This window comes from Pseudomonas sp. TE4620, from assembly GCF_056279045.1.
In genome coordinates this window covers 4,828,694-4,844,034 of the sequence record NZ_JBWBQO010000001.1, presented here as the reverse complement: position 1 = coordinate 4,844,034, position 15,341 = coordinate 4,828,694, and the positions used below count along the sequence as shown (strand labels likewise).

14 protein-coding genes are annotated in these 15,341 nt (G+C 62.8%); 9 read left to right on the top strand and 5 right to left on the bottom strand.

Annotated elements, in window-relative coordinates; all coding sequences use genetic code 11:
- Nucleotides 1–83: 83 nt before the first annotated feature.
- Complete coding sequence (locus tag ACZ9A3_RS22530; protein ID WP_093378354.1) at nucleotides 84–1,082, bottom strand: D-cysteine desulfhydrase; 999 nt, start codon at nucleotides 1,080–1,082, stop codon at nucleotides 84–86.
- A 192-nt stretch (nucleotides 1,083–1,274) separates the two neighbouring features.
- On the opposite strand from ACZ9A3_RS22530, the gene epsC reads away from it, so the two are divergent.
- Both epsC and betT read left to right on the top strand, forming a co-directional pair.
- Entirely contained in the window at nucleotides 1,275–2,207 is a 933-nt protein-coding gene (gene epsC, locus ACZ9A3_RS22525; protein ID WP_045201146.1) for a serine O-acetyltransferase EpsC, read from the top strand.
- A 173-nt stretch (nucleotides 2,208–2,380) separates the two neighbouring features.
- Nucleotides 2,381–4,381 (top strand): choline transporter BetT, encoded by a 2,001-nt coding sequence (gene betT / locus ACZ9A3_RS22520; protein WP_045201147.1) that lies wholly within the window; start codon nucleotides 2,381–2,383, stop codon nucleotides 4,379–4,381.
- A 66-nt stretch (nucleotides 4,382–4,447) separates the two neighbouring features.
- On the opposite strand, the gene tauD is transcribed toward betT, so the two are convergent.
- Genes tauD through tauA form a run of 4 tightly spaced genes read right to left on the bottom strand, consistent with a single transcriptional unit; the run spans nucleotide 4,448 to nucleotide 7,924 of the window.
- Nucleotides 4,448–5,281 carry a taurine dioxygenase gene (tauD, locus tag ACZ9A3_RS22515; RefSeq protein ID WP_476253136.1) on the bottom strand — a complete coding sequence of 278 codons (834 nt, stop codon included), beginning with the start codon at nucleotides 5,279–5,281 and terminating at the stop codon, nucleotides 4,448–4,450.
- Nucleotides 5,282–5,300: 19 nt separating this feature from the next.
- Nucleotides 5,301–6,140, bottom strand: a complete 840-nt coding sequence (gene tauC / locus ACZ9A3_RS22510) for a taurine ABC transporter permease TauC (RefSeq protein WP_093378363.1) — start codon at nucleotides 6,138–6,140, stop codon at nucleotides 5,301–5,303.
- Complete coding sequence (gene tauB, locus ACZ9A3_RS22505) at nucleotides 6,137–6,931, bottom strand: taurine ABC transporter ATP-binding subunit (protein ID WP_045201150.1); 795 nt, start codon at nucleotides 6,929–6,931, stop codon at nucleotides 6,137–6,139. The genes tauC and tauB overlap by 4 nt, the downstream gene beginning before the upstream one ends.
- 15 nt (nucleotides 6,932–6,946) lie before the next feature.
- A complete protein-coding gene (gene tauA, locus ACZ9A3_RS22500; protein WP_476253135.1) occupies nucleotides 6,947–7,924 on the bottom strand; it encodes a taurine ABC transporter substrate-binding protein in 978 nt (325 codons plus the stop codon).
- A gap of 587 nt (nucleotides 7,925–8,511) precedes the next feature.
- On the opposite strand from tauA, the gene ACZ9A3_RS22495 reads away from it, so the two are divergent.
- The 7 genes from ACZ9A3_RS22495 to ssuB all read left to right on the top strand — a co-directional run bounded on the left by ACZ9A3_RS22495 (nucleotide 8,512) and on the right by ssuB (nucleotide 15,334).
- A complete protein-coding gene (locus tag ACZ9A3_RS22495) occupies nucleotides 8,512–9,837 on the top strand; it encodes an OprD family porin (protein ID WP_093378368.1) in 1,326 nt (441 codons plus the stop codon).
- Nucleotides 9,838–9,999: 162 nt separating this feature from the next.
- Nucleotides 10,000–10,638, top strand: a complete 639-nt coding sequence (locus tag ACZ9A3_RS22490) for a peroxiredoxin (RefSeq protein WP_476253134.1) — start codon at nucleotides 10,000–10,002, stop codon at nucleotides 10,636–10,638.
- Between the two features lie 223 nt (nucleotides 10,639–10,861).
- On the top strand, nucleotides 10,862–11,455 hold the full coding sequence (ssuE, locus tag ACZ9A3_RS22485; protein ID WP_045201154.1) for an NADPH-dependent FMN reductase: 594 nt from the start codon (nucleotides 10,862–10,864) through the stop codon (nucleotides 11,453–11,455).
- 92 nt (nucleotides 11,456–11,547) lie between these two features.
- Entirely contained in the window at nucleotides 11,548–12,513 is a 966-nt protein-coding gene (locus ACZ9A3_RS22480) for a sulfonate ABC transporter substrate-binding protein (protein ID WP_045201155.1), read from the top strand.
- A gap of 58 nt (nucleotides 12,514–12,571) precedes the next feature.
- The gene (gene ssuD, locus ACZ9A3_RS22475; protein WP_045201156.1) at nucleotides 12,572–13,720 is read left to right on the top strand and encodes an FMNH2-dependent alkanesulfonate monooxygenase; all 1,149 of its coding nucleotides are present in this window, start codon (nucleotides 12,572–12,574) and stop codon (nucleotides 13,718–13,720) included.
- A gap of 10 nt (nucleotides 13,721–13,730) precedes the next feature.
- Nucleotides 13,731–14,525 carry an aliphatic sulfonate ABC transporter permease SsuC gene (gene ssuC, locus ACZ9A3_RS22470; protein ID WP_045201157.1) on the top strand — a complete coding sequence of 265 codons (795 nt, stop codon included), beginning with the start codon at nucleotides 13,731–13,733 and terminating at the stop codon, nucleotides 14,523–14,525.
- Nucleotides 14,522–15,334 carry an aliphatic sulfonates ABC transporter ATP-binding protein gene (ssuB, locus tag ACZ9A3_RS22465; RefSeq protein WP_093378378.1) on the top strand — a complete coding sequence of 271 codons (813 nt, stop codon included), beginning with the start codon at nucleotides 14,522–14,524 and terminating at the stop codon, nucleotides 15,332–15,334. The genes ssuC and ssuB overlap by 4 nt, the downstream gene beginning before the upstream one ends.
- Nucleotides 15,335–15,341: the final 7 nt, after the last annotated feature.

The following is a 15,341-nucleotide window of genomic DNA, read 5'->3' as shown; positions in this document are numbered from 1 at the left end:
GTGTGGCGCTGACTATAGGGTGACGCTTTTAGTCTTAAAAATAATATAAATTCATTTTCTTATATTATTTTCAAATAAGTTAGTTAGCCGTTCCAGACCTCAGGGTAGGCGAATAATGCCGGGGCCCCACCGGTATGCAGAAAAATCAGCGGGCCGTCATCGAATCGCTGACGGGCAATACCATCAAGCAGCCCGGCCATGGCCTTGCCGGTGTATACCGGGTCAAGCAGCAAGCCTTCCTGGCTGGCCAGCAGGCGGATGGCGGCGAGGGTACCGGCGTTCGGTTCGCCATAGCGCGGGGCGAAGTACTCATCCCACAATTCGATCTTGAAGGTGGCCGGCAGGCGCAGGCCCAGCAGCTCGGCGGTGCGCTCGGCCAGGCCTTGGACTTTCGGGCGCTGGTCTTCGTCGCTGCGCGACACGGTGACGCCGATCACCGGCAGCTTCGGCAGTTTTTCTGCCAGGGCGATGGCCAGGCCGCTGTGGGTACCGGCACTGCCGGAGGCCAGCAGCACCCCGGCGAACTGCTCGCCGCAATGTTCGATCTGTTCGGCCAGCTCCAGGCCTGCGCGTACATACCCCAGGGCACCGAGGGCGTTGGAGCCGCCAATCGGCACGATGTAGGGCTTGCGGCCACTGGCGTGCAGGCGCACAGCCAGGGCTTGCAGTTGTTCGTCGGCATTGTCGAGGTTATCGACCAGCTCGACCTTGGCGTCGAACAGCTCCAGCAACAGGCGGTTGCCGTTGTGCTGGTAGTTGGCTGAGTCGCTGGCGATCGGGTTTTCCAGCAAGGCTACGCAGGCCAGGCCCAGTTGCGCGGCCAGCGCCGCGGTCTGGCGCACATGGTTGGACTGGATGGCGCCTGCGGTGACCAGGGTGTCGGCGCCCTTGGCCAGGGCATCGGCGGCCAGGTATTCGAGCTTGCGTAGTTTGTTGCCGCCCAGCGCCAACGGCGTGCAGTCGTCGCGTTTGACGTAGATGTCGCGGCCGGCCCAGGCTGACAGCCGATGCAGTTTTTCCAGCGCGGTAGGGGCGCCAAGCAGGTCCAGACGATTGAAGCGGGCAAGCTGTCGGTCGATCATGGGGTCACGTCGGCTAGGTAAAATTCGACTATAGGCAGCCCGGGGCAGGTGGGCAACTCCCGGGCTTATGCCCCCTTTATTGCGTTCTGGAATAAAGGGTTATTTTTTCTGTCGCAGGAAATTGCCGTAAAGTAATCGGCACTTCGGCGGCACCACCATCCACCGACCGCCGCTGCAGCAGGAGAGGTAACCGTGAGCGACAACGCGCAAACAGGGCATTGGCAGTTGCAGACCATCGTCGGCCAGCTGCGTGCCGCCCGCGACCAGTGGCGCAGCAGTAACGGGCGCAGCAGCGGCGAGCAGGGCGGCCGCGAGCTGCCGTCACGCGAGGCCATGCGCCATATTCTCGAGCAGTTGTGTGGTGCCCTGTTCCCCATGCGCCTGGGCCCGGTCGACCTGCGTGAAGAGAGCGAAGACTTCTATGTTGGCCATACCCTCGATGCCGCGCTGACCGCCTTGCTCGCCCAGGCGCGCCTGGAGCTGCGCTACGTGGCGCGCCACGGCAAGCAGGCCACGGCCGAGATCGACGCCACGGCGCTGCGCCTGATCCAGGACTTTGCCGCCGCCCTGCCAAGCCTGCGCAGCATCCTCGATACCGATGTGCTGGCCGCTTTTCATGGCGACCCGGCGGCGCGCAGCGTCGATGAAGTGCTGCTGTGCTACCCGGGCATCCTCGCGGTGATTCACCACCGCCTGGCCCACCATCTGTACCGCGCTGGCCTGCCATTGCTGGCGCGGATCAGCTCGGAGCTGGCGCATTCGGCCACCGGCATCGACATTCACCCGGGGGCGCAGATCGGCCCGAGCTTCTTCATCGACCACGGTACCGGCGTGGTGATCGGCGAAACGGCGATCATCGGCGAGCGGGTACGCATCTACCAGGCCGTGACCCTGGGCGCCAAGCGCTTCCCTGCGGACGAGGACGGGCAGTTGCAGAAGGGCCATCCGCGCCACCCGATTGTCGAGGACGACGTGGTGATTTATGCCGGCGCGACTATTCTGGGACGAATCACCATTGGCAAGGGTTCGACCATCGGCGGTAACGTCTGGCTGACCCGCAGCGTGGCGCCGGGCAGCAACCTGACCCAGGCCAATCTGCAGCATGATGACGGTACCCAGAAGTAGGCAATCCGAGGCTTGGCTTGCGGCAACGGGTCGCATCGCGACCCCCATCCATGTTTAACTTGAACGCTTGTTCAAGTTAAAACGGTGGTCCGCTGCCGGTGTTCAACAGGAGGAAACCCTTTGCTGAACCCGTTCAATCCAAGCTTCTCCCCCCTCGGCGAGGTGCACAACCAATGAGTGCACCCAGCTCCGAATCCAGCGGCAAGATCCGCATGAACCCGCCGGTTTTCTACTTCGCGGCGAGCTTTATCCTGATATTCGGCCTGGTGGTCATCAGCAACCCGCAAGCCGCTGGCGAGTGGCTGCTGGCGGCGCAGAACTGGGCGGCCAACACCGTTGGCTGGTACTACATGCTGGCGATGACCCTGTACCTGGTCTTCGTGGTGGTCACCGCCTTGTCTGGCTACGGCAAGATCAAGCTCGGTGCCGACCACGACGAGCCCGAGTTCAGCTACCTGTCCTGGGCCGGCATGCTGTTCGCCGCCGGCATCAGCATTACCCTGTTCTTTTTCTGCGTCTCCGAACCCCTGACCCACATGCTGCAGCCGCCGCAAGGCGAGGCCGGCACGGTCGAGGCCGGGCGCCAGGCCATGCAGTTGCTGTTCCTGCACTGGGGCCTGCATGGCTGGGGGGTGTTCGCCTTTGTCGGCATGGCCCTGGCCTATTTCGCCTACCGCCATAACCTGCCGCTGGCCCTGCGCTCGGCGCTGTATCCGTTGATCGGCAAGCGCATCAACGGTCCGATTGGTTATGCCGTCGACGGCTTCGGCATCATCGCCACGGTGTTCGGCCTGGGCGCCGACATGGGCTTTGGCGTGTTGCACCTGAACTCCGGCCTGGACTACCTGTTCGGCGTGCCGCACACCCAGTGGGTGCAGGTGATCCTCATCACCCTGATGATGGGCGCGGCGGTCGCGGTGGCGGTTGCCGGGGTCGAGAAGGGCGTGCGGGTGATGTCCGACATCAACATGTTCCTGGCCTGCGCGCTGCTGCTGTTTGTGCTGTTCGCCGGCCCTACCCAGCACCTGTTCAACACCCTGATCCAGAACCTCGGTGACTATCTTGGCGCCTTGCCGCGCAAGAGCTTTGACGTTTATGCCTACAACCAGGCCAATGAGTGGCTGGGCGGCTGGACGGTGTTCTACTGGGCCTGGTGGATTGCCTGGGCGCCGTTTGTCGGCCTGTTCATCGCGCGGATTTCCCGCGGCCGGACCATCCGCGAGTTCGTCTTCGGCGTGTTGCTGATTCCGCTGGGCTTCACTCTGGCGTGGATGTCGATCTTTGGTAACAGCGCGTTGTTCCAGGTGCTCGAGCACGGCATGACCGCGCTGGGCCAGTCGGCCCTCGACAACCCGTCGATGACCCTCTACCTGTTGCTGGAAACCTACCCGTGGAGCAAGGCGGTGATCGCCGTCACGGTGTTCATCAGCTTCGTGTTCTTCGTCACCTCGGCAGACTCTGGCACCGTGGTGCTCTCGACCCTCTCCGCCCGTGGCGGCAATGCCGATGAAGACGGGCCGAACTGGCTGCGGGTGTTCTGGGGCGCGATGACCGCACTGGTGACCAGCGGCTTGCTGTTCGCCGGCAGTATCGATTCGCTGAAATCGGCGGTAGTGCTCACCTCGCTGCCGTTCTCGGTGATCTTGTTGCTGATGATGTGGGGCCTGCACAAGGCCTTCTATCTGGAGTCGCAACGACAGATCGCCCAGTTGCATTCGCTGGCGCCGTTCGCCAATTCGCGGCGCGGCCGCGGTGGCTGGCGTCAGCGCCTGAGCCAGGCCGTGCACTTCCCGTCACGCGACGAGGTGTACCGCTTCATGGACGACGTGGTGCGCCCGGCGATTGCCGAGGTGACCGAGGTGTTTAGCGAGAAGGGCCTGCACGTCATCACCCAGGAAGACCCGAGCCACGACAACGTCAGCTTGAAGATCGGCCATGGCGAAGAGCAGCCGTTCATTTACCAGGTGCAGATGCGCGGTTACTTCACGCCGTCATTTGCCTTGGGCGGCCTGGGTACCCAGGAGCTGAAGAACCGTCGTTACTACCGTGCCGAGGTGCACCTGAGCGAGGGCAGCCAGGACTATGACCTGGTGGGCTACAGCAAGGAGCAGATCATCAACGACATTCTGGATCAGTACGAACGGCATATGCAGTTCTTGCATCTGGTGCGCTAAAAGCATCGCGGTCTTGCCCGCTCCCACAGTGTGGACTGCTGGGAGCGGGCAAGACCGCGATGGATCTTAAAACGGCGCATCCCCGAGAATCGTCGCCCGGTGCATCACCCGCCGCGCCGGCCGGTAATCATCCACCGCGTAATGCTGGGTCACGCGGTTATCCCAGAACGCCACGTCGTTTTCCTGCCAGCGCCAGCGAATGGTGAACTCCGGGCGGGTCGCGTGGGCGAACAGCAGCTTGAGAGTCGCCTCGCTTTCAGCCTCGCTCAGTTCGTTGATGCGGGTGGTGAAGCCCTCATTGACGAACAGTGCCTTGCGCTTGCTCACCGGGTGGGTACGGATTACCGGGTGCGACAGCGGCGGGTTGTTACGCCGTGCCGTTTCCCAGCGCGCCAGGTCCTCAGGGGTGGTGCCGAAACGCTCCAGCGGGAACGACTTGGTGAAATCATGGGTGGCGGTGAGGCCAGCCAACAGCTGCTGCAGCGGTGCCGACAGTGCCTCATAGGTAGCAATGCCACTGGCCCACAAGGTATCGCCACCGTAGGCCGGCAGTTGCTTGGCACTGAGCACCGCACCCAGTGCCGGGGTTGGCAGGAAGGTCACATCGGTGTGCCAGATGGCGTTGTCGCGCACGTCGGTGACGGCGGTGTCGAGCACCAGCACCTGCGGGGTTTCCGGTACATTGGGGTAGATCGGGTGGATATGCAGGTCGCCAAAGCGCGCGGCGAAATCGGCCTGCTGCTGCGGGTTGATCGGCTGGTCGCGAAAGAACAGTACCTGGTGCTTGAGCAGCGCCTGTTCGATGGCGTCGCGTTGTTCTTTGTTGATTTCGCGGCTGAGGTCGATGCCGCTGATCTGGGCGCCGAGCGCCGGGCTCAGCGGGGTAATGGTCAGGCTCATGGTTGTTCTCTGTTCGTTTTCAATGGCTCTGGCCGTGCCAGGGCACCAGCTTGCGCTGCAGGGCGCGCAGGCCCATTTCCAGGGCAAAGGCAATCAAGGCGATCACCAGGATGCCCAGCACCACCACGTCGGTGACCAAAAACTGCGCCGCCGACTGCACCATGAAACCCAGGCCGCTGGTGGCGGCGATCAGCTCGGCGGCCACCAGGGTTGACCAGCCAACCCCCAGGCCAATGCGTACGCCGGTAAGAATGTCGGGCAGGGCGCTGGGCAAAATCACGTGGCGAATCAGCTGCCAACGGGTGGCGCCCAGCGACTGCGCCGCGCGCAGCCTGGTCGGGTCGACGGTGCGCACGCCAGTGGCGGTGGCAATGGCGATCGGGGCGAAGATCGCCAGGTAAATCAGCAGCACTTTCGACAGCTCGCCGATACCGCACCAGATCACGATCAGTGGCAGGTAGGCCAGGGGCGGAATCGGCCGGTAGAACTCGATCAGCGGGTCGAGAATGCCGCGGGCTATACGGTTATGGCCGATGGCGATGCCGATCGGGATTGCCGTGACAATCGCCGCGCCAAGGGCCAGGCCGATACGTTGCAGGCTGGCGCCCAGGTGCTGCCACAGGGTGGACTCCATGTAGCCCTGGGTCAGCAGCAACCAGGCCTTGCCCAGCACCGCTTCCGGCGAGGGCAAAAAAAGTGGCTCGATCCATTCGGCGGCGGTCACCGCCCACCACAGCAGCAACAGCGTGGCCAGGGTCAGGCCGCTGATCCAGCGGGTGCTCAGGCTGCGCCGGGGTTTGCTCGGCGCAGTGTGGCTGGCGGTGCGTTTGCTCGCTACCGGGACATCCAGGCTGCTCATGCGGACTCCTGCCGCGTTGCGGCACTGCGTTGGGAGAACACCCGGGCCAGCACGTGCTCGCGGGTTTCGATAAAGCGCGGGTCGGACTTGATCGAACGGGCCGACTCGCCGGCGCTGTAGCGCTGGCCAAAGTCCAGTTGCAGGCGTTCGACGATCTGCCCGGGGTTCGGCGCCAGCAACACCAGTTCGGTGGCGAGGAACACCGCCTCTTCAATGTCGTGGGTAATCAGGAATACCGGCTTGGCGGTACGCTGCCAGACCTGCAACAGCAACTCCTGCATCTGTTCACGGGTAAAGGCATCCAGCGCGCCGAACGGCTCGTCCATCAGCAGAACCCGCGGATCGGCGGCCAGCGCCCGGGCCAGGCCCACGCGCTGCTTCTGGCCACCGGACAATTGCCAGATGCGCCGGTTGCCGAAGTCCGCCAGGTCGACCAGGGCGAGCATTTCGCGGGCCTTTTTCTCGCGGCTGGCGCGTGGCACGCCGGCCAGTTCCAGGCCGAAGGCGACGTTGGCCAGCACGTCTTGCCAGGGCAGTAGAGCATCATCCTGGAACACCACGCCGCGCTCGGCGCCCGGACCTTGTACCGGCTCGCCGTCGAGGGTGATACGGCCACTGCTGGGCGCCACGAAACCGGCAATCAGGTTGAGCAACGAGGTCTTGCCGCTGCCCGAAGGGCCGAGGGCCACCAGCAATTGCTGCGGGCCCAGGCTCAGGTTGATATCGGCTAGCACCGGCTCGGCCGCGCCGGGGTACTGTGCGCTGATGCGCTCCAGTTGTAACAGGGCCATGGTCTGCTCCGAGTCTCAGTTGGCGATGAATTTGGCGCTGACGTAAGGCGCGTAGTCCGGCAGCACCGCTTCGACCTTGCCTTGCTCCTTGAGGAAGGTGGCGGTGTCGGTGATTGCCTGGGTGGTCGGTGCACCGAGTGCTGCGACCTGGTCGGCGGCCAGCGGGAACACGTTGCCTTGCAGCAGGCCAGGGATGTCAGCCGCCTTGGCGCCGGAGAGCTTGACCAGCTTGTCGACGTTACTCTGGTTTGCCAGCCACGCTTGCGGGTCCTTGCGGTAGTCGGCGTAGGCATCCAGGGTGACCTTGGCGAAGGCCTTGACGATCTCCGGGTGCTTGGCGGCGAAGTCCTTGCGCACGATCCAGGCATCGAAAGTCGGCGCGCCTTTTTCGGCCAGCTCAGCGGAGGTGATCAGCACCTTGCCGTTTTCCTTGGCCACGCCCAGGGCCGGGTCCCAGATGTAGGTGGCGTCGATGTCGCCGCGCTTCCAGGCGGCGATGATTGCCGGTGGCGCGAGGTTGAGGATCTGTACCTTGGCCGGGTCGATGTTCCATTGCTTGAGTGCGGCCAGCAGGCTGTAGTGACCGGTGGAGACGAACGGCACGGCAATCTTCTTGCCGATCAGGTCCTGTGGCGAGTTGATGCCGGCGCCGTCGCGGGCGACCAGGGCTTCGGCTGCGCCGATCTGGGTGGCGATCAGGAAGGTTTCCACCGGCAGTTTGCGGGTCGCAGCGGCGGCCAGCGGGCTGGAGCCGAGGTAGCCGATCTGCACGTCGCCGGAGGCCACGGCGGTGATCACGTCGGCGCCGCTGTCGAATTTGCGCCAGTCGATATCGGCCTTGCTGGTTTTCTCGTAGGTGCCGTCGACCTGGGCGACTTTCGCCGGGTCGACGGTGGTCTGGTAGGCCACCGTCAGGTCGGCCGCCTGGGCAAACCAGCTGGTGCCGGCCAGGGTCAGGGCGGCGAACAGGCGCAGGGGAGCATGCAGGGTCATGGTTAACTCCTTGTCAGGCGGGCGATTGTGTTGGTGTGGGATAAGACTAGATGATCTAAGAAAGTTAAAATAAATAACTTTTTAGCATTAGCTTAGGAGCCAATTGATTTAAGGCTTGCGAAAGGGGGGAGTCATCGCGGGGCAAGTCCGCTCCAGCCTATAGGCGCCATCGGCCTGGGCGACAAAAGTGACGCTGGTCAAGGTCAGGGCGCAGAGGAAACGCAATGATGGCCTGGCCATGAGGGCTACTTTGTCGAAGGGGAAGGATCGGCGAAGCTAAGCGATCTAAAAAACCGCTTTGAAATATCCTTTAGGAATTAGCTTATGTGCCGATAACGGCAGCGAAGAAAAATCTTGGGTGATATTCCGTAATAATCTGAAAAATTACGAAATAAGTCTTTTTGGATTTATAGGATTGTCATTATCCTTCACCCCCACCGCTGGTGCATTAGACCAAAGTAGTGAAATGAATAGTTACGATTGACTTGACGGTCACCCTTTGGTGCTAATCGCCCATCGACGTCGAGCGGGACACAAAGATCCTGCCGTAAGCGACACACAAGAATTAGAACGTAGAGGAGCAAAACATGTACAAGTCCACCTTGGCACTTGCCGTGGCCGTTGGGGTTCTGGCCCAGCAGGCGGGTGCTGCCGGCTTCATCGAAGACAGCAAGGCAACACTGAAGCTGCGCAACTTCTATATCAACACCGACAACCGTAACCACGGTACCAACACCAGCACCAACTACCAGGAAGAATGGGGTCAGGGCTTCCAGGTCGATTACGCCTCGGGCTTCACCCAGGGCACCGTCGGCTTTGGTGTTGACGCTATTGCCCTGTTGGGCGTGCGTCTGGACTCGGGCAAGGGCCGTCATGGCAACCCGACCAGCGCCTCCTATGGCGGTTCGGTGTTCCCGACCGACAGCAACGGTCGTGCAGTTGACGAGTACTCCAGCCTGGGCCTGACCGCCAAGGCCAAGATTTCCCAGACCGAACTGCGCTACGGCACCCTGCTGCCGAAGCTGCCGGTCATCTCGTACAACGATGGTCGCCTGCTGCCGCAAACCTTCGAAGGTGGTCAGATCACCTCGAACGAGTTCAAGGACCTGACCCTGATCGGTGGTCAGATCGAGCACGTCAAAGGCCGTAACTCCAGCAACAACGAAGAAATGTCGATCGCTGGCGCCAACAACGCCCGTACCGGCAAGTTCAGCAACAAGTTCCTCTACGCCGGTGCCGACTACAAGGTCACCAAGGACCTGCTGCTGCAGTACTACTATGGCAACCTGGAAGACTTCTACAAACAGCACTTCCTGGGTGCGGTACACAACTGGGCAATCGGCCCGGGCGTGCTGAAGTCCGACTTCCGTTACTTCCACAGCACTGACGACGGCGCCAACAGCAACGATCCGGCCTACTTCACCAGTGGCTGGTACGGCAACGGCACCAAGGGCAAGGTTGATAACGATCTGTACAGCGCCCTGTTCCTCTACACCGTCCAGGGTCACACCTTCGGTGGCGGTTACCAGGTCTCTAGCGGTGACAGCGACTTCCCTTGGCTGAACCAGGGTGACGGCTCGTCCAACTACACCATCACCGACTCGCAGATCCAGAAGTTCGGCCGTGCCGGTGAGCGTACCTGGCAGGCTCGCTACTCCTACGATTTCGCCAAGGTCGGCCTGGCGGGCGCTACTGCCGGCGTCACCTACCTCAAAGGCGATAACATCGATTCGGCAATCGGTGACCGTACCGAGTGGGAGCGTGATATCACCGTGGCCTACGTGGTACCGGAAGGCACCCTCAAGGGCCTGGGCATCATGTGGAAAAACGCCACTTGGCGCAGCGACATTGCCAACACCAAGGACCAGGACGAAAACCGTCTGATCCTCAGCTACTCCATCCCGCTGCTGTAAGGCGAGAAAAGCGCGCCCGCCCGGCCCTGTGCCGCGCGGGCGTTGTTTTGCCTGTTTTTTGATATTTCTGTTAGTTCTAAATAAATCAATATTTATTCTTTTTAATTTCAGCAGGAAGCAGGCACAGTGAAGCCATAACGAACCCAGCCAAGGAGCCGCACCATGAGCCTCAGACTCGGCGATATCGCCCCCGACTTCGAACAGGATTCCAGCACCGGCAAGATCCGCTTCCACGAATGGCTGGGCGACAGCTGGGGCGTGCTGTTCTCCCACCCGGCCGACTTTACTCCGGTGTGCACCACCGAACTGGGTTTCACCGCCAAGCTCAAGGAGCAGTTCGCCGAGCGCGGAGTCAAGGCCATTGCCCTGTCGGTGGACCCGGTCGATTCGCACCACCGCTGGATCGAAGACATCAACGAAACCCAGAACACTGTCGTCAACTTCCCGATCCTGGCTGATGCCGATCGCAAGGTTTCTGACCTCTACGACCTGATTCATCCCAATGCCAGCGACACCCTGACGGTGCGTTCCCTGTTCGTCATCGACCCGAACAAGAAGATCCGCCTGACCATCACCTACCCGGCCAGCACCGGGCGCAACTTCCACGAGATCTTGCGGGTAATCGATTCGCTGCAACTGACCGACAACCACAAGGTTGCCACCCCGGCCAACTGGCAGGACGGTGACGAAGTGGTGATCGTGCCATCGCTCAAGGATGAAGACGAAATCAAGCGCCGCTTTCCCAAGGGTTACCGGGCGGTCAAGCCATACCTGCGCCTGACCCCGCAACCCAATCGTTGATCTTTAGCCATAGCAGGGAACTCGGGCCGTTTACGGCCCTTTTTTTATTCCCCTGGAGGCCGGTAGGAGCGGGCTTGCCCCGCGATGCTCCTATAGTTCCGTAAAGAATAAACAAATGAAAAAATATGATTTATAGATATATGTATCGAGCTGTTAAGGTCACTCCACTCCAGCGAGAACTGCAACTCGCGGCCCTCTAGAACACGATCAAGGATGCGCTCCAATGCTGGTTGTTTCTCTCGGTGGTAGTCCCAGTCTGCGTTCGCGCTCCGGCGTCCTGCTTGAGCGCAGCCGCCAGTGGCTGCAGGGTCAGGGCGTGGAAGTGGTGACATTCCAGGTGCGCGACTTTCCCGCCGAAGACCTGCTGCATGCACGCTTCGACAGCCCCAGGGTGCAGCATTTTCTGCAGTTGGTAGAGCAGGCCGACGGCTTGGTGGTTGCCACTCCGGTGTACAAGGCTTCGTTTGCCGGTGCGCTGAAAACCCTGCTCGACCTGCTGCCCGAACGCGCCCTGAACCACAAGGTGGTGCTGCCGATCGCAACCGGCGGCAGCATCGCCCATATGCTCGCTGTGGACTACGCGCTCAAGCCGGTACTGTCTGCGCTCAAGGCCCAGGAAACCCTGCAAGGCATCTTCGCCGACGACAGCCAGATCGCCTACGGCGAAGGCAGTGCCGCCGCGCAACTGGCGCCGGCGCTGGAGCAGCGCCTGCTGGAATCGCTCGAACTGTTCCACAGCGCCCTGGCGCGTCGACCCAAACCGGTCGCCCCGGGCGTGTTGAATGAACGTCTGCTCAGTGCTCGCTGGAGCATCTGAGGCTTTCCACCCGTTACCTGTAATTCCCACCTTACTCGCCCGCCAACGGGCAAGCAGGTGCAGCCTGAACCCCAACAGCAAAGGAGAGCGCTATGCGCACTGTCATTTTGCGTCGTGGTCTGGTCGCTCTGTTTGCTGCGGCTGTGTCCTTCGGCGCCATTACTCAAGCCCAGGCTGAAAGCCTGCGTATCGGTTACCAGAAGTACGGCACCCTGGTGCTGCTCAAAGCCAAGGGCACGCTGGAAAAACGCCTTGCCGCCCAGGGCGTGCAGGTGCAATGGACTGAATTCCCCGGTGGCCCGCAACTGCTCGAAGGCCTGAACGTCGGCTCGATCGACTTCGGCGTCACCGGCGAAACCCCGCCGGTGTTCGCCCAGGCCGCTGGCGCCGACCTGCTGTATGTCGCCTACGAGCCGCCGGCGCCGCACAGCGAAGCGATCCTGGTGCCCAAGGGCTCGCCGATCCAGTCGGTGAAGGAACTCAAGGGCAAGAAAGTCGCGCTGAACAAAGGCTCCAACGTTCACTACCTGCTGGTTCGCGCCCTGGAAGACGCCGGCCTCAAGTACAGCGACATCCAGCCGGTGTTCCTGCCGCCCGCCGATGCCCGCGCCGCCTTCGAGCGCGGCAGCGTCGATGCCTGGGTGATCTGGGACCCGTACCAGGCGGCTGCCGAGCAGCAGCTGCAGGCGCGAACCCTGCGCGATGGCCAGGGCATCGTCGACAACCACCAGTTCTACCTGGCGACCAAGCCTTATGCGCAAAAGCACCCTGAAGTGATCAGCGCGCTGGTCGATGAAGTGCGCGCGGTGGGCGAGTGGTCCAAGGCCAACCCGCAGGAAGTCACTGACCAGGTCGCGCCGCTGCTCGGCCTGCCGGCCGACATCACCCTGACCTCGGTCAAGCGCCAGGGCTACGGCGCTGCCTTCCTGACCCCGCAAGTGATCGCTGCCCAGCAGAAGATCGCCGACACCTTCAAGACGCTCAAGCTGATTCCCAAGCCCTTGAGCATCAAGGATGTGATCTGGACCCCACCGGCCAAGGTCGCCAGCGCCCCTTGACGATTTGCCCGCGCCGGGGCGCCGCCCCGGTCTGCGCCACCCCTAGGAGACAACTCCAATGAGCCTCAACGTATTCTGGTTTCTTCCCACCCATGGCGACGGCCATTACCTTGGCACCGCCGAGGGCGCGCGCGCCGTCGATCACGGCTACCTGCAGCAGATTGCCCAGGCCGCCGACCGCCTCGGTTTTGGTGGCGTGTTGATTCCGACCGGGCGTTCCTGCGAGGACTCCTGGCTGGTTGCCGCGTCGCTGATCCCGGTAACCCAGCGCCTGAAGTTCCTGGTCGCGCTGCGCCCGGGGATCATCTCGCCGACCGTGGCGGCGCGTCAGGCGGCAACCCTGGATCGTCTTTCCGGTGGCCGTGCCTTGTTCAACCTGGTCACCGGCGGCGATCCGGAAGAGCTGTCCGGTGACGGCCTGTTCCTCAGCCATGAAGAGCGCTACCAGGCCTCGGTGGAATTTACCCGCATCTGGCGCCGGGTGCTGGAAGGCGAAACCGTCGACTACGACGGCCAGCACATCCAGGTCAAAGGCGCCAAGCTGCTCTATCCGCCGATCCAGCAGCCGCGTCCGCCGCTGTACTTTGGCGGCTCTTCAGAAGCGGCCCAGGACCTGGCAGCCGAGCAGGTCGAGCTGTACCTGACCTGGGGCGAGCCGCCTGCGGCGGTGGCCGAGAAGATCGAGCAAGTGCGCGCCAAGGCCGCCAAGCAAGGCCGCACGGTGCGCTTCGGCATCCGCCTGCACGTGATCGTGCGTGAAACCAACGCCGAAGCCTGGCAGGCCGCCGAGCGGCTGATCTCGCACCTGGACGACGACACCATCGCCCGCGCCCAGGCCTCGCTGGCACGCTTCGATTCGGTCGGCCAGCAACGCATGGCCGCGCTGCATGGCGGCAACCGCGACAACCTCGAAGTCAGCCCCAACCTCTGGGCCGGTGTCGGCCTGGTGCGCGGCGGTGCCGGCACGGCGCTGGTCGGCGACGGCCCGACCGTGGCCGAGCGGGTCAAGGAATACGCAGCATTGGGCATCGATACCTTCATCTTCTCCGGTTATCCACACCTGGAAGAGTCGTACCGGGTCGCCGAGCTGCTGTTCCCGCACCTGGACGTGGAGCGCCCGCAACTGCCGCAAAGCGGTGGCTACGTGAGCCCGTTCGGCGAGATGGTCGCCAACGACATCCTGCCTAAATCCTCGGCGCAGCGCTGAGGGCCGGGCCATGAGTCGTAAATCCACTCCCTGGCAGCAACGCCTGGCGCCCTGGGCGTTGCCGCTGCTGTTGTTGGCGGTCTGGCAACTGGCAGTCAGCGTCGGCTGGCTGTCGACGCGGATTTTGCCGGCGCCCAGCGCGGTATTAAGCGCTGGCGTCGAGCTGGTACGCAGCGGCGAGATCTGGACCCACCTGGCAATCAGTGGCTGGCGCGCCGCCGTCGGTTTTGTGATTGGCGGTGCCATCGGCCTGGCGCTGGGCTTTATCACCGGCCTGTCGAAATGGGGCGAACGCCTGCTCGACAGTTCGGTGCAGATGATCCGCAACGTACCTCACCTGGCGCTGATTCCGCTGGTGATCCTGTGGTTCGGCATCGACGAGTCGGCAAAGATTTTTCTGGTGGCCCTGGGCACTTTGTTCCCGATCTACCTGAACACCTACCACGGCATCCGCAACGTCGACCCGGCGCTGGTGGAAATGGCCCGCAGCTATGGTTTGTCCGGCTTCGAGCTGTTTCGCCAGGTGATTCTGCCCGGTGCCTTGCCGTCGATCCTGGTCGGCGTGCGCTTTGCCCTGGGCTTTATGTGGCTGACCCTGATCGTTGCCGAAACCATTTCGGCTAACGCCGGCATCGGCTACCTGGCAATGAACGCCCGCGAGTTCCTGCAGACCGATGTGGTGGTCCTGGCGATCGTTCTCTATGCCGTGCTCGGCAAGCTTGCCGATCTGGCCGCACGCGGCCTCGAGCGGGTCTGGCTGCGCTGGCATCCGGCCTATCAAGCGAGCAGGGGAGAGGGCGCATGACCATCCTCAAGGATCCACCACCACGGCTGCTGCGCGGGATTCCGCTGGCGGCGCAGAACCTGCAGAAGACCTTCGGCCAGCGCCAGGTACTGCGCGATATCGACCTGCACATTCCGGCTGGGCAGTTCGTCGCCATTGTCGGGCGCAGTGGCTGCGGCAAGAGCACCTTGCTGCGCTTGCTCGCCGGCCTCGACCAACCCAGTGGCGGCGAGTTGCTGGCAGGTTCCGCGCCGCTGCGCGAAGCCCAGGAAGACACCCGCCTGATGTTCCAGGAAGCGCGCCTGCTGCCGTGGAAGAAGGTTATCGACAACGTTGGCCTGGGCCTCTCGGGCAACTGGCGGCCACGGGCGCTGGAAGCGCTGGCAGCGGTCGGCCTGGCCGAGCGTGCCAATGAATGGCCGGCGGCCTTGTCGGGTGGCCAGAAGCAGCGCGTGGCCCTGGCCCGGGCACTGATTCACCAGCCACGCCTGTTGCTGCTCGATGAGCCGCTGGGGGCACTGGATGCCCTGACCCGGATCGAGATGCAGCAGTTGATCGAACGGCTGTGGCGCCAGCACGGCTTCACCGTGTTGCTGGTTACCCACGACGTCAGCGAGGCGGTGGCGGTAGCCGACCGGGTGATTCTCATCGAAGACGGCGAGGTGGGCCTGGACCTTATCGTCGACCTGCCACGCCCGCGGGTACGCGGCTCACATCGCCTGGCTGCACTGGAAACCGAAGTTCTCAACCGGGTTCTGTCGATTCCGGGCACACCGCCCGAGCCGGAACCTGTCGCACCTTTGCCGACGCAATTGCGTTGGGCTCTCTGACCTGTAA